Origin of the sequence: Zoogloea sp. (genome assembly GCF_017302315.1) — a bacterium.
GTDB lineage: Bacteria > Pseudomonadota > Gammaproteobacteria > Burkholderiales > Rhodocyclaceae > Zoogloea.
Window position 1 is genome coordinate 13,072 of record NZ_JAFLDT010000013.1, and the last position, 26,440, is coordinate 39,511.

31 protein-coding genes are annotated in these 26,440 nt (G+C 64.6%); 21 read left to right on the plus strand and 10 right to left on the minus strand.

Going from position 1 to position 26,440, the window contains the following annotated elements:
• Window positions 1–63 precede the first annotated feature (63 nt).
• The 18 genes from J0L98_RS06520 (at window position 64) to J0L98_RS06605 (ending at window position 12,640) form a co-directional block, all read left to right on the plus strand.
• A complete protein-coding gene (locus tag J0L98_RS06520; RefSeq protein WP_296410783.1) occupies window positions 64–195 on the plus strand; it encodes a hypothetical protein in 132 nt (43 codons plus the stop codon).
• Window positions 196–353: 158 nt separating this feature from the next.
• Window positions 354–788 carry a CBS domain-containing protein gene (locus J0L98_RS06525; RefSeq protein WP_296410784.1) on the plus strand — a complete coding sequence of 145 codons (435 nt, stop codon included), beginning with the start codon at window positions 354–356 and terminating at the stop codon, window positions 786–788.
• A 134-nt stretch (window positions 789–922) separates the two neighbouring features.
• Window positions 923–1,522, plus strand: coding sequence for a riboflavin synthase (locus J0L98_RS06530; RefSeq protein ID WP_296410847.1), 600 nt, complete (start codon window positions 923–925; stop codon window positions 1,520–1,522).
• Window positions 1,523–1,735: 213 nt separating this feature from the next.
• Entirely contained in the window at window positions 1,736–1,942 is a 207-nt protein-coding gene (locus tag J0L98_RS06535; RefSeq protein ID WP_296410785.1) for a hypothetical protein, read from the plus strand.
• Window positions 1,943–2,432: 490 nt separating this feature from the next.
• Entirely contained in the window at window positions 2,433–3,533 is a 1,101-nt protein-coding gene (ribBA, locus tag J0L98_RS06540) for a bifunctional 3,4-dihydroxy-2-butanone-4-phosphate synthase/GTP cyclohydrolase II (protein WP_296410786.1), read from the plus strand.
• Between the two features lie 25 nt (window positions 3,534–3,558).
• Window positions 3,559–4,029 (plus strand): 6,7-dimethyl-8-ribityllumazine synthase, encoded by a 471-nt coding sequence (ribH, locus tag J0L98_RS06545; protein WP_296410787.1) that lies wholly within the window; start codon window positions 3,559–3,561, stop codon window positions 4,027–4,029.
• On the plus strand, window positions 4,026–4,502 hold the full coding sequence (nusB, locus tag J0L98_RS06550; protein WP_296410788.1) for a transcription antitermination factor NusB: 477 nt from the start codon (window positions 4,026–4,028) through the stop codon (window positions 4,500–4,502). Before ribH ends, nusB begins: the two co-directional genes overlap by 4 nt.
• Before the next feature lie 29 nt (window positions 4,503–4,531).
• Entirely contained in the window at window positions 4,532–5,500 is a 969-nt protein-coding gene (gene thiL / locus J0L98_RS06555; RefSeq protein WP_296410789.1) for a thiamine-phosphate kinase, read from the plus strand.
• Complete coding sequence (locus tag J0L98_RS06560; RefSeq protein WP_296410790.1) at window positions 5,497–5,976, plus strand: phosphatidylglycerophosphatase A; 480 nt, start codon at window positions 5,497–5,499, stop codon at window positions 5,974–5,976. Before thiL ends, J0L98_RS06560 begins: the two co-directional genes overlap by 4 nt.
• Window positions 5,976–6,461, plus strand: a complete 486-nt coding sequence (locus J0L98_RS06565) for a nicotinamide-nucleotide amidohydrolase family protein (protein WP_296410791.1) — start codon at window positions 5,976–5,978, stop codon at window positions 6,459–6,461. The genes J0L98_RS06560 and J0L98_RS06565 overlap by 1 nt, the downstream gene beginning before the upstream one ends.
• 160 nt (window positions 6,462–6,621) lie before the next feature.
• The gene (gene recA / locus J0L98_RS06570; RefSeq protein WP_296410792.1) at window positions 6,622–7,653 is read left to right on the plus strand and encodes a recombinase RecA; all 1,032 of its coding nucleotides are present in this window, start codon (window positions 6,622–6,624) and stop codon (window positions 7,651–7,653) included.
• Between the two features lie 28 nt (window positions 7,654–7,681).
• Window positions 7,682–8,131 carry a regulatory protein RecX gene (locus tag J0L98_RS06575; protein ID WP_296410793.1) on the plus strand — a complete coding sequence of 150 codons (450 nt, stop codon included), beginning with the start codon at window positions 7,682–7,684 and terminating at the stop codon, window positions 8,129–8,131.
• Complete coding sequence (gene lptB, locus J0L98_RS06580; protein ID WP_296407156.1) at window positions 8,118–8,840, plus strand: LPS export ABC transporter ATP-binding protein; 723 nt, start codon at window positions 8,118–8,120, stop codon at window positions 8,838–8,840. Before J0L98_RS06575 ends, lptB begins: the two co-directional genes overlap by 14 nt.
• Before the next feature lie 15 nt (window positions 8,841–8,855).
• Window positions 8,856–10,319: an RNA polymerase factor sigma-54 gene (locus tag J0L98_RS06585; protein ID WP_296410794.1), complete on the plus strand. Its 1,464-nt coding sequence runs from the start codon at window positions 8,856–8,858 to the stop codon at window positions 10,317–10,319.
• A 16-nt stretch (window positions 10,320–10,335) separates the two neighbouring features.
• On the plus strand, window positions 10,336–10,659 hold the full coding sequence (gene raiA / locus J0L98_RS06590) for a ribosome-associated translation inhibitor RaiA (protein WP_296407162.1): 324 nt from the start codon (window positions 10,336–10,338) through the stop codon (window positions 10,657–10,659).
• Window positions 10,660–10,817: 158 nt separating this feature from the next.
• A complete protein-coding gene (gene ptsN, locus J0L98_RS06595; RefSeq protein WP_296410795.1) occupies window positions 10,818–11,303 on the plus strand; it encodes a PTS IIA-like nitrogen regulatory protein PtsN in 486 nt (161 codons plus the stop codon).
• The gene (gene hprK / locus J0L98_RS06600) at window positions 11,272–12,207 is read left to right on the plus strand and encodes an HPr(Ser) kinase/phosphatase (RefSeq protein ID WP_296410796.1); all 936 of its coding nucleotides are present in this window, start codon (window positions 11,272–11,274) and stop codon (window positions 12,205–12,207) included. The genes ptsN and hprK overlap by 32 nt, the downstream gene beginning before the upstream one ends.
• Before the next feature lie 145 nt (window positions 12,208–12,352).
• Complete coding sequence (locus J0L98_RS06605; RefSeq protein ID WP_365954352.1) at window positions 12,353–12,640, plus strand: PsiF family protein; 288 nt, start codon at window positions 12,353–12,355, stop codon at window positions 12,638–12,640.
• A gap of 74 nt (window positions 12,641–12,714) precedes the next feature.
• Here the strand turns inward: J0L98_RS06605 and J0L98_RS06610 are convergent, their stop codons facing one another.
• From J0L98_RS06610 to J0L98_RS06620, 3 genes are all read right to left on the minus strand, one after another.
• Window positions 12,715–13,575 (minus strand): FHA domain-containing protein, encoded by an 861-nt coding sequence (locus J0L98_RS06610; RefSeq protein WP_296410797.1) that lies wholly within the window; start codon window positions 13,573–13,575, stop codon window positions 12,715–12,717.
• A gap of 97 nt (window positions 13,576–13,672) precedes the next feature.
• Window positions 13,673–14,611 (minus strand): tRNA 2-thiocytidine(32) synthetase TtcA, encoded by a 939-nt coding sequence (ttcA, locus tag J0L98_RS06615; protein ID WP_296410798.1) that lies wholly within the window; start codon window positions 14,609–14,611, stop codon window positions 13,673–13,675.
• Between the two features lie 68 nt (window positions 14,612–14,679).
• On the minus strand, window positions 14,680–15,429 hold the full coding sequence (locus J0L98_RS06620) for a pteridine reductase (RefSeq protein WP_296410800.1): 750 nt from the start codon (window positions 15,427–15,429) through the stop codon (window positions 14,680–14,682).
• Window positions 15,430–15,540: 111 nt separating this feature from the next.
• On the opposite strand from J0L98_RS06620, the gene J0L98_RS06625 reads away from it, so the two are divergent.
• Complete coding sequence (locus J0L98_RS06625; RefSeq protein WP_296410802.1) at window positions 15,541–16,701, plus strand: SAM-dependent methyltransferase; 1,161 nt, start codon at window positions 15,541–15,543, stop codon at window positions 16,699–16,701.
• Between the two features lie 54 nt (window positions 16,702–16,755).
• Here the strand turns inward: J0L98_RS06625 and J0L98_RS06630 are convergent, their stop codons facing one another.
• Both J0L98_RS06630 and J0L98_RS06635 read right to left on the minus strand, forming a co-directional pair.
• A complete protein-coding gene (locus J0L98_RS06630) occupies window positions 16,756–16,962 on the minus strand; it encodes a hypothetical protein (protein ID WP_296410803.1) in 207 nt (68 codons plus the stop codon).
• 222 nt (window positions 16,963–17,184) lie between these two features.
• The gene (locus J0L98_RS06635) at window positions 17,185–17,988 is read right to left on the minus strand and encodes an alpha/beta fold hydrolase (RefSeq protein ID WP_296410804.1); all 804 of its coding nucleotides are present in this window, start codon (window positions 17,986–17,988) and stop codon (window positions 17,185–17,187) included.
• Window positions 17,989–18,176: 188 nt separating this feature from the next.
• On the opposite strand from J0L98_RS06635, the gene J0L98_RS06640 reads away from it, so the two are divergent.
• A complete protein-coding gene (locus tag J0L98_RS06640; protein WP_296410805.1) occupies window positions 18,177–18,374 on the plus strand; it encodes a DUF2905 family protein in 198 nt (65 codons plus the stop codon).
• Window positions 18,375–18,376: 2 nt separating this feature from the next.
• Here the strand turns inward: J0L98_RS06640 and J0L98_RS06645 are convergent, their stop codons facing one another.
• The 4 genes from J0L98_RS06645 to J0L98_RS06660 form a co-directional block, all read right to left on the minus strand.
• Window positions 18,377–20,377 (minus strand): transglycosylase domain-containing protein, encoded by a 2,001-nt coding sequence (locus tag J0L98_RS06645; RefSeq protein WP_296410806.1) that lies wholly within the window; start codon window positions 20,375–20,377, stop codon window positions 18,377–18,379.
• A gap of 46 nt (window positions 20,378–20,423) precedes the next feature.
• On the minus strand, window positions 20,424–21,692 hold the full coding sequence (locus J0L98_RS06650; RefSeq protein ID WP_296410807.1) for a multifunctional CCA addition/repair protein: 1,269 nt from the start codon (window positions 21,690–21,692) through the stop codon (window positions 20,424–20,426).
• Window positions 21,689–22,645, minus strand: coding sequence for a complex I NDUFA9 subunit family protein (locus J0L98_RS06655; RefSeq protein WP_296410809.1), 957 nt, complete (start codon window positions 22,643–22,645; stop codon window positions 21,689–21,691). Before J0L98_RS06655 ends, J0L98_RS06650 begins: the two co-directional genes overlap by 4 nt.
• Before the next feature lie 72 nt (window positions 22,646–22,717).
• Window positions 22,718–24,685 (minus strand): lytic transglycosylase domain-containing protein, encoded by a 1,968-nt coding sequence (locus J0L98_RS06660; protein WP_296410811.1) that lies wholly within the window; start codon window positions 24,683–24,685, stop codon window positions 22,718–22,720.
• Between the two features lie 40 nt (window positions 24,686–24,725).
• Between J0L98_RS06660 and J0L98_RS06665 the strand changes: the two genes are divergently transcribed.
• Window positions 24,726–25,346 (plus strand): 5-formyltetrahydrofolate cyclo-ligase, encoded by a 621-nt coding sequence (locus J0L98_RS06665; RefSeq protein WP_296410812.1) that lies wholly within the window; start codon window positions 24,726–24,728, stop codon window positions 25,344–25,346.
• Here the strand turns inward: J0L98_RS06665 and J0L98_RS06670 are convergent.
• Window positions 25,336–26,253, minus strand: a complete 918-nt coding sequence (locus J0L98_RS06670; RefSeq protein WP_296410813.1) for a hydrogen peroxide-inducible genes activator — start codon at window positions 26,251–26,253, stop codon at window positions 25,336–25,338. The genes J0L98_RS06665 and J0L98_RS06670 overlap by 11 nt on opposite strands.
• Window positions 26,254–26,440 lie beyond the last annotated feature (187 nt).

Consider the following 26,440-nt stretch of genomic DNA (forward strand, 5'->3'; position numbering starts at 1 on the left):
CCCTTGCGAAACCCGCCCAGACGTTCCATGATGAGGATATAAACTCAATCGGAGACTTCAATCATGTTCCGCACCCTGGCACTGGTACTTGCCCTCGCCCTTGGTTTCACCGCCGGCGCCCAAGCCTGTGGCGACAACGCCAAGCACACCAAACCTGACATGAGCAAACCGGCGGCCCCCAAGACGGGCACCTGACCGGACGAAAGAACAAGGGCGCCCTCGAGCGCCCTTTTGCCGGTGGGCGCACCAGGACACGCAGCGTCCCGGACAAAGGTTCAGTGCCTGGCCTTTCGCTCCCGCCGGAGCAATCCTTTTCAACGCATCGGCCATCAAACCCATAAAAGGAGACACCTATGCCCAACAGAACCCTGCGTCAGGTCGTGGAAGGTCAGACACTCATTTCCGCCGTCGCTGACACCTCCGTCCGCGCTGCAGCCATCGCCATGGCCAACAGCAAGGTCGGCGCCATCATGGTGGTGGATGGCTCGGGGCAGCTCACCGGCCTATTCACCGAGCGCGATGTCCTCAACCGGGTCGTGGCCAAAGGGCTGGATCCGGAAAAGACCCCTCTGTCTGCCGTCATGACCAGTTCCCTGCAGACCGCCACCCCTGACAAACCGCTGGCCCATGCCCTCCATATGATGTTTGAGGGTGGCTTCCGCCACGTGCCCGTGGTGGAGAACGGCCGTCCGATCGGCATGGTGTCGGCCCGCAACGCACTGGGGCTGGAAATCTGCCAGTTCGAGAAAGAACTGAAGGATCGCGATCACATCGCCGAGATTCTCTGACGACAGTCCGGGCATCCACCCCTGCAAGGGCCCCTCACGGGGCCCTTGTGCCATGAATTGGCCAGGCACGAAGCGCCAGTGCCCGGCGGAAATCGCCTAAGATGACGCTTTACCCCTACGAAAGCGTCAAGCCCATGTTTTCCGGAATCGTTGCCGCCACCGGCCGCATCCTGAACGTATCTCCCCTCGAAGAAGGCGTGCGCCTGACGGTGGACGTCGGCAGCCTGGATCTGGACGATGTACAGCTAGGCGACAGCATCGCCAACAGCGGCGTGTGCCTCACGGTGATTGCCCGGGACGGAAACACGGTCCAGTTCGACGTATCCCGCGAGACCCTGAATTGCACCGTGGGTCTCGATGCCCCTGGCGAGGTGAACCTCGAGAAAGCCCTCCGCCTGGCCGACCGCCTCGGTGGCCACCTGGTGACGGGCCACGTGGATGGCCTGGGCGAAGTGCTCCGCTTCGTCCCGGTCGGCGAAAGCCACGAACTGGTGATTCGCGCACCCGCAGCCCTCGCCGGCTACATCGCCCGCAAGGGATCAATCACCGTGGATGGTGTCAGCCTGACCGTAAACCAGGTTGATGGGTGTGACTTCTCCATCAACCTGATCCCCCACACGGTTCAGGTGACCACCCTGCGCCGCCTGGCAGCCGGCAGCAAGGTGAACCTGGAGATCGATCTGATCGCCCGCTACTGCGAGCGCCTGCTAAGCATGGACCGCAGCGCGAACTGACCAGGATCAGCCGCGCTTGCGGCGAGCCAGTCCGGGAGGCGGGCCCGTCCCAGACCGGAGAAGTCGGAGGCCAGCGCCGAATCGAAGACTTCGTCGCCCAGTTGACGACGCCAAATTCCAGAACGAGGTTGCAAGCGCCGGCAAGAGTGTCGTCGGAACAGATCAAGCCCGACTGGCCGCAAGTGTTAGCTGCATCCCAACGGATCCCGCACAGTGCTCGACACATATGAAGCCGATCGAAGCACCATCATTGAGCACGGCATCGAGTTCGTCCCGCAGACTGCTGTCCTGCTGGCGCTTCAGCACCTCCCCCGGCACCACATTCCCCGTGCCGAGTTGGTGCTGCGGACGGTGAGCAGCCGCACCGCCGTCGTGTTCGTGCCAGCCTTCACCAACCGTGCCCAGGCAGGGTCCTCGTAGCCGCGGCCATCGGTGGAGATGTAGTTGAAGTTCAGGGACAGGGTGTCGTTGGCCTGGGCGACCGGGGCAAGCGCGATGGCGACAACACACCACGCAAGTCATTGATATATATGAAACGTTATTCAATATACGGCGCTTAACCGGCGTACCGGGGCAAAGAGCCCGTGCAAATCGGGGAATTTCCCCCACTTCTGGGGCTGCACGGTCGGAGGTCATCTGACAGGCCGCACACGTGATCCCGTCAGCGCGGCCGGAGAGGCTTCCGGTGGATAAAATCGCGCTCCGCCGCCCGGGTGTGGGAAAATGGCTCGCCAACGAAACGCAAAACAGGCTGGCAACCCCCTCGCATCGACAGGGCGCCCGGCCACATGCTCATGAATCGCAGAAGATCAATGAAGAACCCATCGTTGCGGCACATCATGCCTGCCGCCCACGAGCACGCGCACCTGCAAGGGCAGAGCCATTCAAACGTTGCCGGAGAATCCTTGCCATGAGCGCACTCGCCCCCATCCAGGACATCATTGCCGACATCAAGGCCGGTCGGATGGTCATCCTCGTGGACGAGGAAGACCGGGAGAACGAAGGCGACATCGTCATCGCTGCCGAGTTCATCACCCCGGAAACCATCAACTTCATGGCCAAGCACGCCCGCGGCCTGATCTGCCTGACCCTGACCGAAGCACGCTGCCGCCAGCTCGGCATCAACCATATGGCCCGGGACAACCGCAGCCAGTTCAGCACCGCCTTCACCGTGTCGATCGAAGCGGCCGAGGGGGTCACCACCGGCATTTCCGCCGCCGACCGGGCGCGTACCGTGCAGGCGGCGGTCGCCCGCCATGCCAAGGCCAGCGACATCGTCCAGCCGGGCCACATCTTCCCGATCATGGCCAAGCCGGGCGGCGTGCTGATCCGTGCCGGACACACGGAGGCAGGCTGTGACCTGGCCGGCATCGCCGGGCTGGAGCCGGCCTCCGTGATCTGCGAGATCATGAACGACGACGGCACCATGGCCCGCCTGCCCGAGCTGATCGAGTTCGCCCGGGAGCACGATCTCAAGATCGGCGCCATCCGCGACCTCATCGAATATCGCGCCCGCACCGAGAAGCTGGTGGAAAAAGTCAGCGAAAAGAACGTGGACACCCCCTACGGCCCATTCCGCCTGTCGGCCTTCGAGGACAAGACCTCTGGCGAAGTGCATCTGGCCATGGCCTATGGCGACATCCGCCCGGAAGTGGATACCCTCGTCAGAGTCCATGAACCGGTATCGGTGCTGGACTTCCTCGATCCCACCAGCGGTCGTCACAGCTTTCCCGTCGACACCGCCCTGAGACGCATCGCCGAACACGGGCACGGCGTCGTTGTGCTGCTCTATCGCCCCCAGAGCGGCCAGGATCTCCTGGCCCAGCTATCGGTGGACACCGAAACAAGCCGCCCGGCCCAGAAGTGGGATCCGCGCCTGTTCGGCATCGGCGCCCAGATCCTCGCCGGCCTCAACGTGGGCCGGATGAAGATCCTCGCCAGCCCGCGCAAGATCCCCAGCATGGCCGGCTTCGGCCTGACCGTCGTGGGCCACGTGCCCCCTGGCGTCTGAACGCCCCCCATTTTCAGGACACCCCATGCCCCGCTACGAAAACATCCGTGAAATCGAACCCAACCTGGACGGCCGCGGCCTCCGGGTCGGCGTCGTCATGTGCCGCTTCAATCTCGACGTCTGCGAGGGGCTTCTGTCCTCGTGTACCGCCGAGCTGCTGCGCCTTGGTGTCGCGAGCGACGCGATCACCATCGCCACCGTGCCCGGCGCCCTCGAAGCACCGCTGACCCTGCAGGTCATGGCCAGGAGCGGCCGTTTCGACGCCCTGGTCGCCCTCGGTGCCGTGATCCGCGGCGAGACCTATCACTTCGAACTGGTCTCCAACGAACAGGGTGCCGGTATCAACCGGGTTTCCCTCGACACCGGCGTCCCCATTGCCAACGGCATCCTCACCACCGAAGACGACGACCAGGCCCTGGCCCGCATGCAGGTCAAGGGTGCGGACTGTGCCCAGGCCGCCGTCGAAATGGCCCGCCTCCTGAAGGCCTTGGCATGAGCACCCCCAACAAGTCCCCCCGCCGCCGCGCCCGCGAATTTGCCCTTCAGGGCGTCTACCAGTGGCTGCTGAGCCAGGCCCAGCTCACCTCCATCGAAAGCCAGCTGGGCGAAGTCGGTGGTTTCGACAAGTGCGACCGGGATCTCTTCCTGGGGCTGCTGCGCGGCACCATCAGCAACGCCACCGAACTGCAGGTTGGCTTTGCACCCTACATCGACCGCCAGATCAATGAGCTGTCGCCGATCGAGCGCGGCATCCTGCTGATCTCCACCTTCGAACTGATCCATCGTCCGGAAACCCCCTACCGGGTCATCATCAACGAGGCCATCGAACTGGCCAAGGGCTATGGCGGCACCGACGGGCACAAGTTCGTGAACGGCGTGCTCGACAAGCTGGCGGCCCGCGTGCGCGCCGATGAGGTGGAGGCCAATGCCCAGCAACGCCGCGCTGCCCGCAACGGCGACAAGGGCTGACGCCTTCCGGCGGTTCACCACGTGTCGCGATGCCCTCCGAATTCGCCCTGATCCGCCGCCATTTCACCCGCCCTGCCCGCCATACCGACCTGGCGGTGGGCGATGACGCCGCCCTGATCCGCCCCCGCCCCGGCATGCAACTGGCGATATCCACCGACATGCTGGTGGCCGACACCCATTTCTTCGCTGACACCGACCCCAAGGATCTGGGCTGGAAGACCCTGGCGGTGAACGTCTCCGACCTGGCCGCCATGGGTGCGGAGCCCCGCTGGGTAGTGCTCGCTGCCAGCCTGCCAAGCGCAGATGAAGGCTGGATCGCCCCCTTCGCCGAGGGCTTTTTTGCCTGCTGCGAAGCTTTCGGCATTGATGCCATCGGGGGCGACACCACCCGCGGCCCGCTCAACCTGTGCCCGACCATCTTTGGTGAGGTGCCCCTCGGTCAGGCCATCACCCGCAGTGGCGGCCGGGCGGGCGATGAGCTGTGGGTGTCCGGGGCACCGGGCCGGGCGGCACTCGGATTGGCCCATCTGAAATCCGAGGTTCGGCTCGCTGCCGAATGGCGCGACGACTGCCTGGCCGCCCTGCACCGCCCCCAGCCCCGGGTCGCCCTCGGGCTGGCCCTGCGCGGCCTGGCCACGGCCATGCTCGACGTCTCCGACGGCCTGCTGGGTGACCTGGATCACATTCTCGAATTGTCCGCGGTCGGCGCCGAGGTGGATGAGGCCGCCCTGCCCCTGGCGCCGCTTATCGCCGCCTGTGACGACCCGATCCGGGCCTTTCAGGCCTGCACCGCCGGCGGCGACGACTACGAGCTGCTGTTTGCCGCCCCGGCCGAGCGCCGCTCCGATCTGCTTGCCCTGTCTGCCCGCCTCGACCTGCCCCTGCATTGCATCGGACGCCTTACCAGCCAACCGGGCCGCTTGCAGCTACGTCACGCCAATGGCCAGCTCGACGATCTGGCCGTCCGCGGCTATGACCACTTCGGTCGCACGCCATGAAGCCAACCCTGCGCTTCCTGATGTCCGACCCGGCCCACTTCATCGCCCTGGGCTTTGGCTCCGGCCTGATGCCAAAAGGCCCCGGCACTGCCGGCACCCTGGTGGGCTGGCTGCTCTTTCCCTTCGTGCGTGCGCCACTCTCCGACCCCCTGTTCGGCGGGCTGCTGCTGGCCAGCTTCCTGTTCGGCATCCTTGCCTGCGAGCGCACCGGACGCGCCCTCGGGGTAGCCGACCATGGCGGCATCGTCTGGGACGAGATCGTCGCCATCTGGCTGGTGCTGTGGCTCACGCCGCCGACCCTCGCCTGGCAGGCCACCGCTTTCGTGCTTTTCCGCTTCTTCGACATCGTCAAGCCACCCCCGATCCGCTGGGTGGACGAACGCACCCGCGGCGGGTTGGGCGTGATGTTCGATGATCTGCTGGCCGCCGGTTACACCCTGCTGATGCTGGCCCTGCTCGTGAGGTTGATCGCCTGATGGATGCCCGCCTGGAAACCCTCTCCCGCCTCGTCGGCGAACACCTGCAGAGCCGCGGCTGGCGTCTCGCCACCGCCGAATCCTGCACCGGCGGCTGGGTCGCCGAGGTGGTGACCGCCACGGCCGGCAGTTCGACCTGGTTCGACTGCGGCTTCATCACTTATTCCAACGATGCCAAGTGCGCCCTGCTGGGCGTCTCGCCCATGACCCTGGCCCGCCACGGTGCCGTCAGCGAGCAGACCACCGCTGCCATGGTCAAAGGCACCCTGGAACGGGCAGAGGCCGATCTGGCCCTGTCCATCTCGGGCGTCGCCGGCCCCACCGGTGGCTCGGCGGACAAGCCCGTCGGCACCGTGTGCTTTGGCTGGGGGCGTACGGGTGAAACGCCGGGCACCGCCACCTGCCATTTCGATGGTGACCGGGAGTCCGTGCGCTACCAGGCCGTTGTCTTCGCCCTCGAAGAACTGCTGCGCCGCTACGCCTGAAGGACTGCAGGACAGCCTTCCACGATGAAGGTAGACGTTCGCCAGGAACTGTATAAAATAACAGCACCGCGCAAGCACACTCTGTACCTGCTGCAGCGCGCTCACCCGCACGCAAACTCTGTGCCATAATCCCAAAAACCTTTCAGCAAGGATCAGACAGATGGATGACAACAAGGCCAAGGCCCTCGCCGCCGCGCTTTCCCAGATCGAAAAGCAGTTCGGCAAGGGCTCGATCATGCGTCTCGGCGACGGCGAGGTCGAAAGCGACATCCAGACCGTCTCCACCGGCTCCCTGGGTCTCGACATCGCCCTCGGTATCGGCGGCCTGCCCCGCGGCCGGGTCGTCGAGATCTACGGCCCCGAATCCTCCGGCAAGACCACCCTCACCCTCCAGGTGGTGGCCGAAATGCAAAAGCTCGGCGGTACCGCCGCCTTCATTGATGCCGAGCACGCCCTCGACGTCACCTACGCCCAGAAGCTCGGCGTCAACATCGGCGATCTGCTGATCTCCCAGCCGGACACCGGCGAACAGGCCCTCGAGATCGCCGACATGCTGGTCCGCTCGGGCGGCGTCGACGTGGTGGTCATCGACTCGGTCGCGGCCCTCACCCCCAAGGCGGAAATCGAAGGCGAGATGGGCGACCAGCTTCCCGGCCTGCAGGCCCGCCTGATGTCCCAGGCGCTGCGCAAGCTTACCGCCAACATCAAGCGCACCAACACCCTGGTCATCTTCATCAACCAGATCCGCATGAAGATCGGCGTGATGTTCGGCAGCCCCGAGACCACCACCGGCGGCAACGCCCTCAAGTTCTATGCCTCCGTGCGCATGGACATCCGGCGCATCGGCACCATCAAGAAAAACGACGAGGTGATCGGCTCCGAGACCAAGGTCAAGGTCGTCAAGAACAAGGTCGCCCCCCCTTTCCGCGAAACCCTGTTCGACATCCTGTACGGCGAAGGCACCTCCCGCGAGGGCGAGATCATCGATCTGGGCGTGCAGCACAAATTCGTAGACAAGTCCGGCGCATGGTATGCCTACAACGGCGAGAAGATCGGTCAGGGCAAGGACAACGCCCGCGAGTTCCTGAAGGCCAATCCGCACATTGCCCGTGAGATCGAGAACAAGATCCGCGTCGCCTGCAGCCTGCCCGAGATGGCGGTCATTCCGCCTGTCACCGCAGCCGCAGCCTGAAAGCCTCGAAGGCGAAGGCATCAGGTCGATGGCCCGGAGTCTGCATGAACGCGCCCTGCGCTGTCTGGCCCTGCGGGAACACTCGCGGCTCGAACTGGCCCGCAAGCTGGAGGGGCTGGGCAGCCAGGACGAAGTCAACGCCGAGCTTGATCGCCTGGTCGAGTTGGGGCTGCTCTCCGATGCCCGCTTCGCCGACGCCTACATTCGCGCCAAGGCTGACCGTTTTGGCGCTAGCCGCCTGCGAGGGGAACTCGTCAGGCGTGGCGTGGCCCAGGATCTGATTGCGTCGGCCCTCGATGACGGCGATGCCGACAGTGAATTCGACCGGGCCCGTGAGATCCATCACCGAAAGTTCGCCACGCCCCCCACAGACGCGCGAGAATGGGCACGGCAGGCGAGATTCCTTCAAGGTCGCGGCTTTTCAACCGAAATCATTCGTAGAGTCCTGAGAGAACACCCCGGCGATGAGCCTGCTTAAAGTCAGCAACCTGCGCAAGAAGTACAAGGCCCGCACCGTCGTCCACGACGTCTCCTTCGACGTCGGCAGCGGCGAGGTCGTCGGCCTGCTCGGCCCCAATGGCGCAGGCAAGACCACCTGTTTCTACATGATCGTCGGCCTGGTGGCTGCCGACGGGGGTGAGATCACCCTTGATGACCAGGTTCTGACCCATCGCCCCATCCATCAGCGCGCACGCCTCGGCCTGTCCTACCTGCCCCAGGAAATGAGCGTGTTCCGCAAGCTCACCGTAGCCGAGAACATTCAGGCGGTACTGGAGCTGCAGCACCACGGCAAGGCCCAGATTGCCGCGCGGCTCGACGAACTGCTGAACGAGCTGGGCATCGAGCACCTGCGCGACAGCACCGCCATTTCCCTTTCGGGTGGCGAACGGCGTCGCTGCGAGATTGCCCGCGCCCTCGCCACCGACCCGCGCCTGATCCTCCTCGACGAGCCCTTCGCCGGCGTTGACCCCATCGCCGTGATCGACATCCAGAAGATCATCCGCTTCCTGAAGGACAAGGGTATCGGTGTCCTTATCACCGACCACAACGTCCGTGAAACCCTCGGCATCTGCGACCGCGCATTCATCATCAACGCCGGTGAGGTACTGGCCAGTGGCCGCCCCGACGAGATCGTCCATAACGAGCAGGTCCGTCAGGTCTATCTTGGCGAGCACTTCAGGCTCTGAGCACCGAGACGACTCATGAAGCCCAGCCTCCAGCTCAAACTTTCCCAGCATCTGGCACTGACGCCACAGCTGCAGCAGTCCATCAAGCTGCTCCAGCTATCCACCCTCGAACTCAATCAGGAGATCGAGAAGATACTGCTCGAGAACCCGATGCTCGAACGGGAAGAGCCTGAGGGTGACCTGGGCTCCAGCCGGGCAGAGCCGCCGGGCCCGGTAGCGCCCGCTGGCAGCGACGCAGCCCACGAACGGGATCAGGAACAGTCCCGGGACGCGGACCGGGAGCGGGAGCCTGACCAGGACTTCGACAACAGCGGCGAAGCCGGCGAGTGGATGGCCGCAGGCAGTGGCAACGGCCAGCGGGACGACGACGACGACACTGATTTTCAGGAGTTCCAGGCGGCCGTTCCCTCGCTGCGCGACCATCTGGATGCCCAGGTGGCCCTGACGCCCCTGTCAGACCGGGACCGGGCCCTGGTGCGCTTCCTCATCGAAGCTCTCGACGATGACGGCTACCTCAGCCAGGACCTCGAAGACCTCCTGCCCCTGCTGCCCGCGGAGCTGGGGTTCGAACTCGATGACCTCAACATCGCCCTGCGCCAGATCCAGAGCCTCGACCCGGCCGGGATAGGCGCCACCGACGTGGGTCAATGCCTGGCCCTGCAGCTCCGCACGCTGCCGCCCAGCGACGTACGCCAATTGGCCCTCGCCATCGTCGCAGAGCACCTGGAACTCCTCGCCGCCCGGGATTTCCTCAAACTGAAGCGCGCGCTGCGCTGCAACGACGATGCCCTGCGCGAGGCGCACAACCTGATCCTCGGGCTCAATCCCCGCCCGGGCGCCCAGTTCTCCCAGGCAGATACCCGTTACGTGGTACCCGATGTGGTGGTGCGCAAGGTCCGCAACGCCTGGGTGGTCGGCCTCAACCCCGATGCCATGCCTCGGCTGCGCATCAATCAACTTTATGCCCAGATCCTGCGGGACAACCGCGGTGCCAGCGGCTCGCTGTCCAGCCACCTGCAGGAGGCCCGCTGGCTGATCAAGAACGTGCAGCAGCGTTTCGAAACCATCCAGCGTGTGTCGCAAGCGATCGTTGACCGCCAGCGTCAGTTCTTCGATTATGGCGATGTGGCAATGCGCCCGCTTACCCTGCGGGAAATCGCCGAGCAGCTGGACCTACACGAGTCCACCGTCTCGCGGGTGACCACCCAAAAGTACATGGCCACACCACGGGGCATTTTCGAGTTCAAGTATTTCTTCGGCAGTCACGTCGCCACCGACAGCGGTGGTGCTGCCTCCTCGACGGCGATTCGGGCGCTGATTCGCCAGCTCGTGGGTGCGGAAGACAAGAGGAAACCCTTGTCCGACGCCAAGATTGCCGAGTTGTTGGGCCAGCAGGGTATCGTGGTCGCTCGACGGACGATTGCAAAGTACCGCGAGTCCCTCGACATCCCGCCGGTCAGTCTGCGCAAAACCATCTGACAGAAAGGTAGCAACCATGAACCTCAACATCACGGGGCATCACGTCGAAGTCACGCCGGCGATCCGCGAGTACGTCACCTCCAAGCTCGACCGCGTGATCCGTCATTTTGACAACGTTACCAGCGTCGGCGTGATCCTTTCGGTGGAAAAGCTGCGTCAGAAGGCTGAAGTCACTGTTCACGTGCGGGGCAAGGACATTCATGTCGAAAGTGAAGATTCCGACATGTACGCCGCCATTGATGCCCTCACCGACAAGCTGGATCGTCAGGTCCTGAAGTACAAGGACAAGGTCTCCGACCACGGTCACGATGCGTTGAAGCACCACGCTGCCGAATCCTGATTCGTCTGCGCAAGTAATCCCGTTTTCCCCGGGACCGTTGTGGCTATAATGCGCCCCAGTTGACACAACGGCCCCGGCGGCCCGAGCCTCCGGATCCCCTGAATCGCCCTTCATCGGAAACCTGTGTCGGTCCTTGCCGTCTGCAGGAGAGTCCACGCATGAATCTCATCGCCAAATTACTGCCGCCGGCCAATGTGGTCGTCGGACTCGAGGCGAGCAGCAAGAAGCGCGCTTTCGAGCAAGCGGGCCTGCTGTTCGAGAACAACCACGGAATCGGCCGAAGCACGGTCTTCGACAGCCTTTTCGCCCGGGAGAAGCTCGGCTCCACCGGGTTGGGGCAAGGCATCGCCATTCCCCACGGCCGCATCAAGGGCCTGAAGGACGCACTCGGCGCCTTCATACGGCTTGCCGAGCCGGTTCCCTTCGATGCGCCCGACGGGCGCCCTGTTTCCCTGCTGTTCGTACTGCTGGTGCCCGAACAGGCCAACGAGCACCACCTGCAACTGCTTTCCGAGCTGGCCCAGATGTTCAGTGACCGCGCGTTCCGCGAGCAGCTCCTAAACGCTCCGGACGCACTGGCCGCCCATGCCCTCTTCGCCTACTGGGGAAGCGATGCGTCAGACAACAGTAGCGCGGCTGTTTGACGACAATCTCGAACGCCTGAGGCTGCGGCACATCTGCGGCAGCCTCGCCACCCGCATTTCGGTTTCCGAAGACCGCATCTGGCCTGCCGACATGGTTGGCCATCTGAACCTGATCCATCCCGACCGCCTGCAGATTCTGGGCACCTCCGAAATTGCCTGGGCCCGTCGCCAGACCCGGGAAAAGGTCATCCACCACGTTCGGGAAATTCTCTCCTTTTCCCCCCCTGCACTCATTGTTGCGGACGATGAGGATATTCCGAGCATCATCCGCACCCTTTGTGCCAACGAGGACGTGGCGCTGTTTGCAAGCCCGCTGCCGGCGGCCAACATCATCGATCACCTGCGCAGCTATCTGTCCCGCAAGCTGGCCGAACGGGTGGCCCTGCACGGGGTGCTGATGGATGTGCTGGGGATCGGCGTGTTCATTACCGGCGACTCCGGTGCCGGCAAGTCAGAACTCGCCCTTGAACTGATTTCCCGGGGGCACGGGCTGGTCGCCGACGATATTGTCGAGTTCTCGCGCATCGCCCCAAACGTGCTGGAGGGCCGTTGCCCCGAGTTGCTCCAGGATGTGATCGAGGTTCGGGGCCTGGGTATCCTGAATATCCGCACGATCTTTGGCGAGACCGCCTGCCGGCGCAAGATGAAACTCAAGCTGGTGGTCCATCTGCAGCGCCGTCAGCCCGGTCAGGAAGACCCCCTGCGCCTCAGTCACGATGCCGAGGAGCAACTGATCCTTGGCATTCCCGTGCGACGGGCCATCCTTCCCGTCGCCGCCGGACGCAACCTCGCAGTGCTGCTCGAAGCCGCAGTGCGTTCCACCATCCTGCTCCTGCGCGGCATCGACTCCACCCAGGAGTTCATAGACCGTCAGCGCAGGGCCATGGAAGAAAACGGGATATGACGCCAAAGGGACGCAACACTGCAAAAATGTGTGGCAAACCGGGCCTATTTACGGCACCTCCCCACTGGCCGTCAACGCCTTTGCACATGGCCCGTTTATGATGCTGTCGCAGTTACCGATAACCCTTCCTACGAGGAGTGGCTTGATGAAGAAGATGTTCCTGAGCGTCGCCGTTACCCTGTTCGCCGCCAGTCTGGCCCCTGCCGCCCTCGCGGCTGGCGCACAACAGAACAAGATGAAGGAGTGCAATGCCTCCGCCGGCGAAAAGAAAGGTGATGAGCGCAAGGCCTACATGAAGGAATGCCTGTCCGCCAAACCGGCCAAGACCACCCAGCAGGACAAGATGAAATCCTGCAACAAGGAAGCCGGCGAAAAGAGCCTCAAGGGCGACGACCGCAAGAAGTTCATGAGCGAGTGCCTGAAGGCAAACTGATCTGCCTCTGCCATACGCACGAAGGGCCGCATCTGCGGCCCTTCTGCATTTCAGCGCCCCGTGGCGCCGGTATGTCAGTCTACCGCGAAGGCTACCGCATCGGACATATTTTCAGCCGGGGAGAAACCGCAGCCGATGTGTCCCTTTTCCCCCAGGATGAACTCATCGCGCTTGATGCAGTGCTCCGGGTTGCCTTCCTCAAGGAGGTAGGTGCCGTTGGTGCTGGAATCGGCCAGATAGAAAAGGCCACTACGCAGTTCGATGCGGGCGTGCTGCCTGGACACCCGAGGATCGGCAATAACGATGTCGTTACCCGTTTCACGCCCGAAGAGCAAGGTGGGATGGGCAGCGTCGATAAGCCAGTTCTGCCCCCGAAAGCTCACCCGCATCTGCTTGAGGGCCTGCGCCGCCTCTTGGCGCAACTCGGCGGGAGTGGGCGGCGGGAGGTCTCCGAGTTCGAGCGTCGGAAACGGAACACTATTATTTTCTTCCAGGCGGCTGAGCATTCGACGCATGGAAGGCGACAGAGCCTCGCTGAACCGTTCCGATACCGATATGGAGTCGGGATTGTGGCCGGCAACCAGCCTGGCCGCCATCACTTCGACTTCCTCCTCTGCCTCCCTGGCTTCCAGGTCCAGCACCACCCCGGCCCGCAGGACAAGCTTGATGCCACTCATGGGTGGCAGCGCCCGCACCCGCTCGCGCATCTCGCGAGCCGCCAGCAGGGCGGAATCAGCTTCCGGAAAACGGGCCACCAGCGCATCCGGCAGCAGCTTGAGCTCACTCGCCGAATACGCTTCCGCGCAACGGGACATACGGTTCAGACAGCGCTCGACCGCATAGCCCGCTTCGGCCTCGCCAAGCTTCACGGCAAGGCGCGCTCCGCCGGCCACATCGGCATACAACAGGCACGCGGCGGAGGGACGCTCAGTCATTTCTCACAGACTCCGACAACGGGGCTTGACGAGTCACCTGGCGCGCGGCGAGCATGTCCGGGAAGACTCTGGCACGGGCGAGGGGACAGGGTTGCCACTAGCTTCTCCACGCTCCGATGGGAATTGCCACCGGGTCGACCAAGGATTCGGGCATGTCGGGATTGTCGAAGACCACATCGCCCTGATCAACCTCCGTCTCACACGACACACCCTTGAAATCGAACAGGACGTTGTCGGCCAGATGGGATGGCACCACATTTTTCGTGGCGGTGGCGATGGACACGATGCGCCCCGGGAAGCGGGCATCCCAATCACGCAGCATAGCCTTGATCTGCTTGCGCTGGGCGTTCTCCTGGCTGCCGCAAAGATTGCAGGGAATGATCGGGTACTCCATACCACGGGCAAAGCGCTCGATATCCTTCTCGGAACAATAGGCCAGCGGCCGGATCACCACATTCTGTCGATCATCGCTGACCAGCTTGGGCGGCATAGATTTCATCTTGCCACCGAAAAACATGTTGAGAAACAGCGTTTCGATCATGTCGTCACGGTGATGGCCGAGGGCGATCTTGGTGGCGCCAAGCTCCTTTGCCGTCCGATAGATGATGCCTCGCCGCAGGCGGGAACACAGGGAGCAGGTGGTCTTGCCCTCCGGGATCTTGTCCTTCACGATCTTGTAGGTGTTCTCGGTAACAATCCGGTATTCGACACCGATGGATTCAAAGTAAGCCGGCAACACGTGGTCAGGGAACCCGGGCTGCTTCTGATCCAGATTCATGGCCACGATGCGGAATTCGATCGGCGCCCTTTCCCGCAAGGCGAGAAGAATGGACAGAAGGGTAAAGGAGTCCTTGCCCCCCGAAACACAGACCATCACCACATCCCCGTCGGCAATCATGCCGTAGTCTCCGATAGCCTCACCAACCTTGCGCTCCAAGTGTTTCTTGAGGCGTAGAAAGGTGTTCGACAGGCGGGACTCCTTCTCCGGGACGGGGTCTACGGACAGAACGTCGGGTGCAGCCACTACATGTTCCATGTCAATCCAATTGAGCTGATTATAGTCCGACCGAATATCCACGCGGCCGGCGCAAAGTGTAAAACAAACTACAGATGGGCACTGCGCCCCCCATCCACAGCGATGATCTGCCCGGTAATGTAAGGGGCATCAAAAAAAAGGAAGGCCACCGTCCGGGCAATGTCCGACGGCGCGCCGGTCCTGCCGAGCAAGGTGTGGCGGACGATGGCTTCACGCTCGGCCGAGGGGAACTGCCCGTCGTCCGGCCACTCGATGGCACCGGGCGCCACGCCATTGACGCGCACCTGCGGTGCCAGCTCAAGGGCCAGGGCACGGGTCAGCCCAAGCAGGCCCGCCTTGGCGGCGGAATACAGGGGATACCCCTTGAGCGGGCGCTCGGCATGGATATCCACGATATTGATGATAGCCCCGGCGCTCGCCTTGAGATGGGGTGCGGCTGCCTGGGACAGGAACAGGGGCGCCTTGAGGTTGGAGCCGATCAAATCAAACCAGGCGGCCTCGTCGATCTCGCCCAGTGCGGTGGGAAAGAAGCTGGATGCGTTGTTCACCAGGCCGTCCAGCCGCCCGAAATGGTCCACCACGGTCGATACCAGACCCGGCAACGCTGCCGTATCGAGGAGGTCGGCCTTAAGAACAAGGGCCGAACCCGGTCGCTCGGCGTTGAAACCCGCAGCAAGGGCCTCGGCATCCGTGGCAGAACTGCGGCAATGCAGGGCCACCCGGGCTCCGATGGCGTGCAGATGCCGGGCGATCTCCGCACCGACACGCCGGGCACCGCCTGTCACCAGCACGACCGGAGCAATGGAGTGAGTGTTCATCTGTCCCAGAAGGAATTCAACGGCAAGGAAGGCAATGATACGGTGCCTGAGCCCGGCCGGGGCGCTCACCGGGACGGGTAGAATGCGGGCTTTTGCCCCTGGTCCAACCCCATGAACCTTCCCCAGCCCTCCCCGGATGCCCTTGAACAGAGCGGACGTCTCGTCTCGCGCCTGCGCACGTTGATCGAAACCGAGGGCGGCTGGATCTCCTTTGCCACCTATATGGCAGAAGCCCTCTATGCGCCAGGCCTGGGTTACTACAGTGGCGGTGCGCGCAAGTTTGGGGCCGGAGGGGATTTCATCACTGCCCCTGAGCTCACGCCCCTGTTCGGACAAGCCCTGGCCACCCAGGTGGCGCAGATCATGGACTTGTCAGCCCCCCACCTGATCGAAGCCGGCGCCGGCACCGGCCTCCTGGCTGCCGATCTGCTGCTTGAACTGGAACGTCGCAACGCCCTGCCCGAAAGCTACGGCATTCTCGAAGTGTCCGGCGAACTGCGGGAGCGCCAATTCGACACCCTGGCCAGCAAGGCCCCCCATCTGGCCAGCCGGGTAAGCTGGCTTGACGGGCTGCCCGAGCACTTCTCCGGCGCGGTGGTGGCCAACGAAGTTCTGGACGTGATGCCGGTGCACCTGATCGCCTGGCGGCCGGAAGGGATCTTCGAGCGGGGCGTAGCCCTTGATGCCGCCGGGGGCTTCGTGTGGGCAGATCAGCTTGCCAGCGGACGCGTGGCCGAGGCGGCGGGCGCCCTCGGCCTGGCGCTGCCCTCCGAGGGCGAATACGTCAGTGAGTTGAATCTGGCCGGACGGGCATGGATCGGGGAATGGGCTGCCCGCCTCGAGCAGGGCGCGATGTTACTGGTGGACTACGGCTATCCCCGTTCGGAATACTATCTGGCCAGCCGCAGCACCGGCACCCTGCTGTGTTACTTCCGCCATCACGCCCACGGCGACCCCTTCCTGTGGCCGGGGCTCAATGACATCACAGCCTTCGTGGACTTCACCGCGGTAGCTGAAGCCGGCTTCGAGGCAGGACTCGATGTACTGGGCTACACCGACCAGGCCAACCTGCTCTTCAATTGCGGAATCCTGGAATGCCTGGCTCGGCGTGCGCCGGAAGAGAGCACCGATTACATTCGTGCAGCCAAGGCCGTACAGCGCCTCACAGGGCCCCACGAGATGGGCGAGCTGTTCAAGGTGATCGTCCTCGGAAAAGGCATTGGTCAACCCCTGATCAGCTTCCGGCGCGGCGACCGCCTGCACACCTTATAAAGTCGAGCATTACGGCAGACCGAGGGCCCAAGGCCGCCCCTCTGCCGCGTCCCGCTATTCCTGGAAGCGGTAAACCGCGCTCAGGAAGGCATCCACGTCCGTGGGTACAAAATGCCGCTCGGTCGACGACACCGGGATTTCCTGCAGGCCGAGGGCAAGCTCGAGCGGCAAGAGATTGGCATTGAGCACTTCTTCGCTGTAGGCCAGACCGGGCTCGCCATCCAGGTTCAGGGGGGTGCAGGCACCGCTTTCCATATCCATGCAGATCACCATTTCGGCCTCCGTTGCGGGGTGAAGGAAACGATCCCGCCGATTTTCATAACGGCTGCAGCGTCCAAAGGTTGAAGGGGCTTCGGCACGACGCCCCGAAGCGGGACATCCCTTCCCGCCGACACATCTGCCGCATGCATGGTTTAAGAATGGGCCGCTGGCACGCGCGGCGCAATGACGGAGTTCACAGACGAGGGTGTTTTCGGCGTTTCCTCACAAATCCTGACTTTTCAGCCAGGCGACGATGGGGTCCGCCGCTATCCGCCAGTCGCTTTCCATCATCATGCCGTGCCCCAGCCCGGGCAGGATGTGCGCCTCGACACCATAGCGACGCGCAGTCATGCGCACCTGATCGGGTGGAATCAACACATCGTTCTCGGCCCCGAGCACCAGCATGGGGGGCAACTGCATGCGCGACACCATGGGCAGGTCGAACAGGGACATGTCCCAGATCGCCCGGTGGGACTCTGGCTGGCACAGGTGATAGTAGCGTTGCAGGCGCTCGAGCTCGACCACCTCATGGAACATGGCATGGCGCAGGGTTTCCATCTGCGGCTGGCCTCCGCCCATGATGCGGTTCAGGTCGCCCATCAAACTGGGCTTGGAGAAGGCCAGCCCGAAGGCAGAGCCGAGCAGCCCCTGGGGCGGCACCGAAGACATCAGCACCACCGCCGGCGCCTCACGCTTCTCAAGATACTTCTGGAGCACCATGCCGCCCATCGAATGGCCAATCAGCACTGGTGAGACGGGAAGCTTGTCCACCACCTCGGCCACGTCATCCACGTAATCGGCAATGGAGAAGCTGTCCAGATAAGCCCGCCCGCGGCTCGCCCCGTGACCGGACAGGGACACGGCGTAGGCCGCGTAGCCCTCCGCCGCGAAATGGCGCAGGAAGAACTCATCCCAACACCAGGCGCCCGTGTAAGCGCCATGGACGAAAAGCAGCGGAGTGTCGCGGGCAGCGCCTTCGGGCAGCCGGCACAGCACCTCAAGATCGCCAAAACGGGAGCGATTCATGCGGAGATGCCCCATGGACAGGCGCAGCGGAGTGCAACAGGGAGGGTCAGGGTCATGAGCTGTTCTGAATTGCTATTGTTGTGGAGCCACAACTTACAGCACACCATCCAACTGGGAAAGCAGAAAACCTGCCCGACCACCCGGATCCGGGTTTAAATCTCGTTTTCGAGGCATACGGATCAAGGGCAATGCTCAAGTGGCTGGTGGCAATCGTGATACTGGCGATGGTGTCGGGCCTAGGCTCCGGCCTGGCATGGCGACGCTGGCGCATCGGTCACCTGCCGGGCGATCTGCACTTCGATGTGTTCGGGCGCCACATCCACATTCCCCTCACCAGCACGCTGCTCGTGTCGCTGCTGGTTTTCCTGGTGATCCGCTGGCTGTAGGCTCAATCCAGGGGGGCACGCACTGCGAAGATCGCACTGTCGAGGATCTGCCCTTCAGCCGACATCAGGTCCAGCACATGCCGACCGGCCACCGGACGCCAGGCCAGGCGCAAACCGTTGCTCCCCACCAGCCTCTCGCCATTGAGCCGCCACCAGGCACCGGGCGGCGCGTGAATGGCGTCAAGACTCACCCGGAAAGAAGGATCCCCGACCAGGGCCATGGCATCCACCAGACTGCCATTGGTCGGGTAAGAGATGCGCGGCAAACTGCGGGGCAACCCGACCCGCTCCAGTTCGGTACCACGTATGAACCACTCCCGACGCGGTGTTTCGATGGGTGGCTCAAAGACGACCAGGGCAGACACCACCCCGGGGGGAGGCGTTAGCCGATGGGCCGCCTGCTGGCGATGCAAGGCCCCCAGGACATCGTGCCAGACATGGCCGATGGCCGCCGATGTCCGCCCACCCGATGCCCACAGAACCACGGTGAAGCGATCCGAATAGCCAGCGCCGAGGGCTTCGCGCCCATCCGCGATGTACTCGCGATAGACCGCGGGCAGCCCCGCCGCCTCCCGCTCCGAGTCCACCAGGATCTCACTGACGATGAAGGCGGCTTCGGGCTTCAGCAGGCGCCGGGGTTGGCGTTCGATGCCGGGAAGCAGACGCGGCGGCAGCCACTGCCCGCCGGCCGGGAGGCTGCGATACAGGCCTGCCAGTGGCACCAGACCAAGCTCCAGGGCATTGCCACGAGGCAGCTCCAGATCAGCCTGACGCAGGCGCTCGGCCAGACCCTCCCCCAGCATGCGCACCACCGTCTGGGCAGGATCGGCCATGCCACCGGCCAGCGCCTGGCGGACACTGACCCAACTTCGATCATCGGGCACCGTCGGCGCATGGTTGGAGAGCGGCTCCTCGACCAGGCTCGCCGCGGTCAGCACGCGCCGCTCCAGCGCCAGGCCATAGGCGAAGGGCTGCAATAGATTGCCCACATTGCGCGGCTGGGCGATCAGGTCGGGCTGGACGCCCTCACCCACTCCCGCGTAGGCCAGGATGTCGCCCGACCCATTGTCCACGATCACCCCTGCGGCCTCACCCAGCCCCGGGCGCTTCAAGGCGCCCAGAAGAATGCGTTGAGCCTCCGCATCAAGGGTGCTGACCACCCGGTCGCCCGCCTGGTGGAGCAACAGACGGGCGGCATGGGGTGCCAGATCCCAGCGTGGCGCGCTACTCGGGCGATCAAGGCTGGCCATGACCAGGCGCTGGGCGGGCGCGCAAGCGCTGGGGGCATTGATCCGCTCGGCCAGCACGCAGGCCCGACGGGCCACAACCTCTGCACGGGCATTGGGGCCGCGCAGCAGCACCGCCAGAACCAGCGCTTCAGGCCGCCCCAGTTCCGCCGGCCCTTTGCCGAAGAGCGCCCGGGATGCCGCGTGAACGCCCTGCAGATCCCCCCGAAAGGGGGCAAGGTTGAGGTAGGCCTCGAGGATCTGCTCCTTCGTCCACCGGGCCTCGAGCGCCTGAGCGGCAAGGGCCTGATTCCATTTCTGACCGAGGGAGCGCCGCGGCGCACCGCCCTGGCCGAGGGCCAGCTCCGGATCGAGCAGCCCGGCCAGTTGCATGGACAGGGTGGACGCCCCGCGCTTGCGGTCGTACCACAGGTTGTGCCAGAGGGAGCCCGCAAAGGCCCGCCAGTCCACACCCGAATGTTCGAAGAAGCGCTTGTCCTCGGCCGCCAGCAGGGCCTCCTTGAGGGCCGGCGAAAGGCTGTTCAGGCTGATCCACTCAAGCCGCCGCACCCCCATGTCGAAACGCCGCTCGGCCAGCGGTGTGCCATCCCGGGCAAGCAGCACGGCCACCGACGGGCGGGCGCCGGCCCTCACTTCGGAAAAAACCGGAATGGGCTGGGCCGCCAGGGCGAGGGGCGCAACAACAAGCAGCAGGGCCAGCGGGAAAAAATGCCGGATCAGCAGGTGAAAGGTGAAGTAAACACGGATCGGGTGCATGGGTGGCGGGCATTGTATGCCCCATCCTCCCTGGCTGTACGTGGGATTACTGACGCTCTCCGCAGGGGAAATTGTCAATCTTCGTAACCCCGCCAGTCAGCGAGGCACTCAACGCCCTGACGGCTGCCACACGGGCCTGATGGACCACGGCCGGAATACGCGATTTGTCCTCGAGACTGCGGGCAATGGCTCCCGCATCCACCTGACGCAATGCACTGAGCGCGGCCAGAAGACAAGCCTCCTGGGGGTAGGCGCGCCTGGCCGCGTCGCCGCCACGCCCCCGGTGATCGCAGGCACAGGCCGCCAGCATGGCCTCGAAACGCGCTGGCCGACGCAAGCCGTCACAGCGCTCGATTAACTTCACCACGGTCTCCGGGCGTAGCTGCAAGGCTTGGTGGACGATGCCATGTTCGCGCGCGGTCATCACCGCCAGATCCCGGCAATCGGCAGGGCACTTGAGGCGATCACAGACGTCTCGCGCCAGGATCTCGCTGGCGGCCTCGTGACCATAGTGATGGGGCAGGATGTGCGCCGGGGTAAGGCCCTTGCCCAGATCATGGAGCAGGCAGGCCAGGCGCACGGCCAAAGGTTGGCCGGTGGCGGCAGCGTCGTCGAGCACCAGCAACAGGTGCGCTCCGGTATCGATTTCCGGATGGTAGCGGGCCGGCTGGGGAACGCCAAACAGGCGGTCCAGCTCCGGCAGGATGCGCGCCAAGGCGCCGCAGTCGCGCAGAACCTCGATCATGCGCGAGGGCCGCACCTCCATCAGACCCCGGGCCAGCTCCTGCCAGACCCGCTCGGGCACCAGGGCATCCACCTCACCGGCGGCCACCATGGCCTGCATCAGCTGCAGGGTCTCCGATGCCACGCGGAAATCGGCAAAGCGGGCGGCAAAGCGCGCCATCCGCAGGATGCGCACCGGATCCTCGGCAAAGGCCGGGCTGACGTGGCGGAAGATCCGCGCCTGCAGATCTGCCTGGCCACCGTAAGGGTCACGGAGCACACCATCCTCACCCCGGGCCATGGCGTTGATGGTGAGATCACGCCGGGCCAGATCCTCTTCCAGGGTGACCGCCGGGTCGGTATGGAAGACAAAGCCGGCGTAGCCTGGTGCCGTCTTGCGCTCGGTACGCGCCAGGGCATATTCCTCGTGGGTAAGGGGGTGAAGGAAGACCGGGAAGTCCTTGCCGACCGGGCGATACCCCTGGGCCAGCAGGGCTTCCGGGGTGGCGCCGACGACCACCCAGTCGCGGTCCTTCACCGGCAGGCCGAGGAGTTCGTCGCGAATGGCGCCACCGACGCAGTAAGTCTTCATGGGCGATGGAGCTGAAAGGCGGTGTATCGACAACGCTTGTTGGCCTTGCCGAGATACATGGGTGCGATCACTTCCAGGGGGGTGGGCACTCGCGACCAGGGCTGGGCGGGGCCGGCGCTGACGTTTGGCGCACGCATGGAGCGCACATTGTCGCGGCTCATCAACGGCCCCGGAAGCATCTCGAGAAGACCCGCCTGGAGCATGGCCAGACCTTCAGGAAGGGGGATGACGGGACGGGGACAGCCGATCAGCTCGCCCACATACTCGACCAGATCCTGCAGGGAATACTGGGTGGGGCCGGCCATGTCGAAGGTCTGACCGGGCGCGTCGCTGCGCTGCAGGGCTTCAACAACCACCTCGGCCACATCCTCCACGTACACCGGTTGAAAACGGGCGCCCGCGCCGCCCAGCGGCAACACCGGGAAGCGCCGGAGCAGACCGGCAAAAAGATTGAGGAAGCTGTCGCCGGGCCCGAAGATCACGGACGGGCGCAGGATGGTCCAAGCCACATCCGGTTCGGCCGCGCGAATCTCCGCCGCGCCCGCGGCCTTGGAGCGCTGGTACTCGGACGGGCCATCTGCACTGGCGCCCAGCGCGCTGATATGCACGATGCGCTGCACGCCGGCCTGGCGGGCTGCCGCGACCAGGCGTTTGGGAAGATCCACATGGGCGCGGGCAAAGTCCGGACCATAGGGCGAGCCGGGCCGCGAATGGAGTACGCCGACCAGGTTCACCACGGCATCCACGCCCGTCATCAGACCCGCCAGTGTGGTCGGATCGAAGATGTCAGCCTCGACCACCTCCGCGGTGGGCAGGAGCAGCAAATGCCGGGCACGCTCGCGACGACGAGTGGGGACGACGATGCGGATGCCGGTGGCCGTGAGGCGCTCGGCGATGGCAGAGCCGACGAAACCGCTGCCTCCGATGACAAGTACGTTACGAATGGGGGTCATGACTGTCTCCAGGGTTGCTCCACAATGACAGATCGGAACCGGAGCAAACAATTCCCCGACGGGTGAACCTTATTATTCGAGCCCCGCCCCCGGCGCCGGGCTGCCGATGTCACCGCCAGCCGCCCCGTTGCTGGCGGCGATCGTGCCAAGCCGGCTTTTCAGGGAGGGGGAGCGACCTTCCAGAAGGGTGCTGTACACCACGGCGTTGGCCATCACCTTCTTCACATAGTCGCGGGTTTCGCCGAAGGGGATGGTCTCGGCGTAGATGGCGCCCTCCAGGGGCTTCACGTCCTTCCAGCGCTTGGCGCGGCCGGGACCGGCGTTATAGGCGGCGGAGGCCAGCACCGGGTGGTTGTCGAGACCTTCGAGGACCATCCGCATGTAGGTGGTGCCGAACATCACATTGGTGTCGGGGTCCCGCAGCCAGCCGACGTTGTAACCCTTCATGCCGAGCTTGCCGGCAATCCACTGGCCAGTGGTCGGCATGATCTGCATCAGGCCCTGGGCACCGACACCCGAGCGGGCCGAGGTGACAAAACGGCTCTCCTGACGCATCAGGCCGTAAACCCAGGCGGGATCCAGATCGCGGCTGCGGGCATTGGGCTCGATGCGCTCCCGGTAGGGGGCGAGATAGCGCAGGCTGTAATCGTGCTCGTTGCGGGTCCGGTCGGCGGCATTGATGGCCCGGTCGTAGATGCCGAGTTGCTGGGCGAACTGGGCTGCAGCCAGAAGGAAACGATCATCCCGGTTGCGCAGGGTCCAGTTCCACTCCCGCGTGCCTTCAGTACGCATGTCGAGACGAAAGAGCGCCATGGCGCGCTGCACGCCCGGGGTCTGACGCACCCGTTCGGCCTCTTCCTCGCTGATGCTGCGGGCCTTGTCGGGCAGTCTGAAACTGCGTCCCAGCTCTTCATCCGCGAGAATGCTGTAGAAGGTGGGGTGGCCGGCCAGACGCTCGAAGGCCTGGCGGGCTGCCTCCTTGTTGCCCAGTGCCTGCTGGGCACGACCCAGCCAGTAGGTCCAATCCGGCAGATCGCGCAGGGTCGCGGGCATGGCCTCGACGGCCAGCTTCACAGCGCGCCAGTCACCGGCGCGCAGCGCGGCGCGCACGCGCCAGGCGGCCTGCTCGTCAGACATGGGGGTATCGCCGGCAGCCTTGAACCAGGCGTGGGCCTCGGGAAGCAGCTTGGTGGCCCCCTGCCAGGCGATCTGGCCGAGGGCATAGGCGCGCTCCGCCGCGGAAAAACGCTCGTCAATCCGGGCATAGCGCATATAGGCCCCCATCGGATCATCCCGCGACAGTCGCGCCAGCGCGATGAGAGCCAGTTCCCGCCCCTGACGGCTGGCGGCGAAATTGATGGGCTGACGATCAAGCCAGGTGGACGGGTTGGTGCTGGCCTTTTCCAGGTCCGACGGGCCCAGGGCCTGTTCGGCCGGCAACCAGCTAGCCACGGCGCGGGCCCCACTGAGACGCTTGACCTCCATCAGGCGCCGGATACGCATCCACATGTCGTCGGGCGTCACCAGTGCCTCGCGGGCCAGCGCCTGGAGCAGCGGAACACAACTCTCCGGCGTATCCACCAGCGTGAACCACAGTGGCCGCAGCTCAACGAGCACGGCCGGATCGGCGTTCTGCAGCCGGGCCTGGTGGTAATAACAGCGCAGTTCCTGGTCAGCTTGCTCCTGGTTGGGAAACTCCGCCATGAAACTGCCCCACTCACCCCGCTTGCCCAGGCTGCGCAGCCATTCGCCACGCAGTTTTTCGGCCAGCCAGCTACCCGCATTGCGTTCGAGAAAGTCGTGGATTCGGGCTGGGTCGAAATCGGCCGATGGGCGGACGATCTGGTTGGACAGGGCCCAGTACTCCGGATACGGATCAAGCACATGGCCGGTGGCCGGCGCGTTGAGGGCCAGCCGGTTGCGATCTCCACTGCGCGCAGCATCCCGGGCAAGCAGGATGCGCTCGTCACCGGGATCGCCGCCGGCCGGCATGGCCATCCACAAAAATGCCGCCAGAGCGGCCCACGCGCTATTCTTCATCGACTCTTGTCCCGCCAAAATGCCGTCGGAGAATAGCACAGTGAACCCCCCTGACTCCCCCGCCGGGAGCGATATTGCTGCACTGCGAAAAACCTTGCGCAAACAGGCCATCGCGGCCCGCGAGGCGCTGCCCGCCGACACCCGGGCCGCCCTCTCTGCACGCCTCGAAGCGCATCTCGAAATCCTGCTGAAAACCCTGGCCCCACGGACGCTGGCCTTTTGCTGGCCGTGGCGCGGGGAGGTCGATCTGGTGGCCTGGGTTGGCCGCTGGCTGGCCGCCGATCCCGGACGGCGGGCGGCCTTGCCCGAAGTGACGGAGCCGGCGCAGCCGATGGGTTTCCGGCGCTGGCAGCCGGGGGACGCCATGGCGGTCGATCATCACGGCATTCCCGTACCGATGGACGGAGCCCAGGTCATGCCGGATGTGATCCTGATCCCCCTCAATGCCTTCGACGCCGCGGGCTACCGGCTGGGCTACGGGGGCGGCTACTTTGACCGTACCCTGGCCGCCCTCGCCCCGCCCCCCCTGTGCATCGGTGTGGCCTTCGAACTGGCCCGGACCGACTCGACCCATCCCCAGCCCCACGACCGGCCCATGGACTGGATCGTTACCGAAGCCGGCGCATACCGGGCCGGCGCACGTGGCGGACTCAGCGGGTGACCGGCCGCACCCCTTGCAGAGGGCTGCCGAGAATGGCCGCCCGGATGACATCAATGGCCCCACTGCGGGGATAGGTGACCCGCCAGGCCAGGGCAATACGCCGGAACGGCTCGGGCGCCTCGAAGGGGCGCACGGTGAGGAGCGGATTGCCCTCGGGCAGAGGGTCGGCGGCCGAGCTGGGCAACACCGTGATGCCGGCCCCGGTGGCCACCATATGGCGGATGGTCTCCAGGGAACTGCCCTCGAGGGTACGCTGCAGGCCTTCTCCTCCACGGCACAGGGGGCAGACCTCCAGCACCTGATCGCGGAAGCAGTTGCCGGCCCCGAGCAAGAGCAGTGGCGCCTCCGCCAGGCGTGCCGCCGGGATTGCCGCATCCTCTTCCCAGGCATGGCCGGCGGGCATCAGAACCCGGAAGGGCTCGTCGTACACCGCCTGGGTGACAATGCCGGGTTCTTCGAACGGCAGCGCCACCACGATCACGTCCAAGTCGCCGCGCTTGAGCGATTCGGCAAGCCGGGCCGTGTAGTTTTCCTGGATCAGCAGGGGCATCGACGGCGCTGCCCCATGGACCCGCGGGATCAGGTGGGGCAGCAGGTAGGGACCGATGGTGTAGATCACGCCGAGCTTGAGCGGCCCCGACAGGGGATCGCGCCCGGCGGTGGCCAGTTCCTTGATCTGACCGGCCTCCAGAAGCACCTTCTCGGCCTGGGCAACGATGCGCGCACCGATATCGGTGATCTTCACGTCGGCGGCGCTGCGCTCGAAGAGCGTGACTGCCAGCTCATCCTCAAGCTTCTTGATGGCGACCGACAGCGTCGGCTGGCTGACATTGCAGCGCTCGGCGGCATGGCCAAAATGACGCTCGCGGGCCAATGCGACAAGATAGCGAAGATCGGTTAGCGTCATCAGGTCACCTCGATTGGCAATAGAGATTAACTATACAACGTCGCCATCAAAAGGGGCGGGGCAGCCCGAAATCAACTCCCGGACTTGCTTTGCGAAGAATCGCCCCCATTTTTGTAAGCGCTTGTTCAAACGCGGAACATGACGCCCCCGCGCGCGTCAGTTTTCAGGCCTTCAACTGGAGCAATAG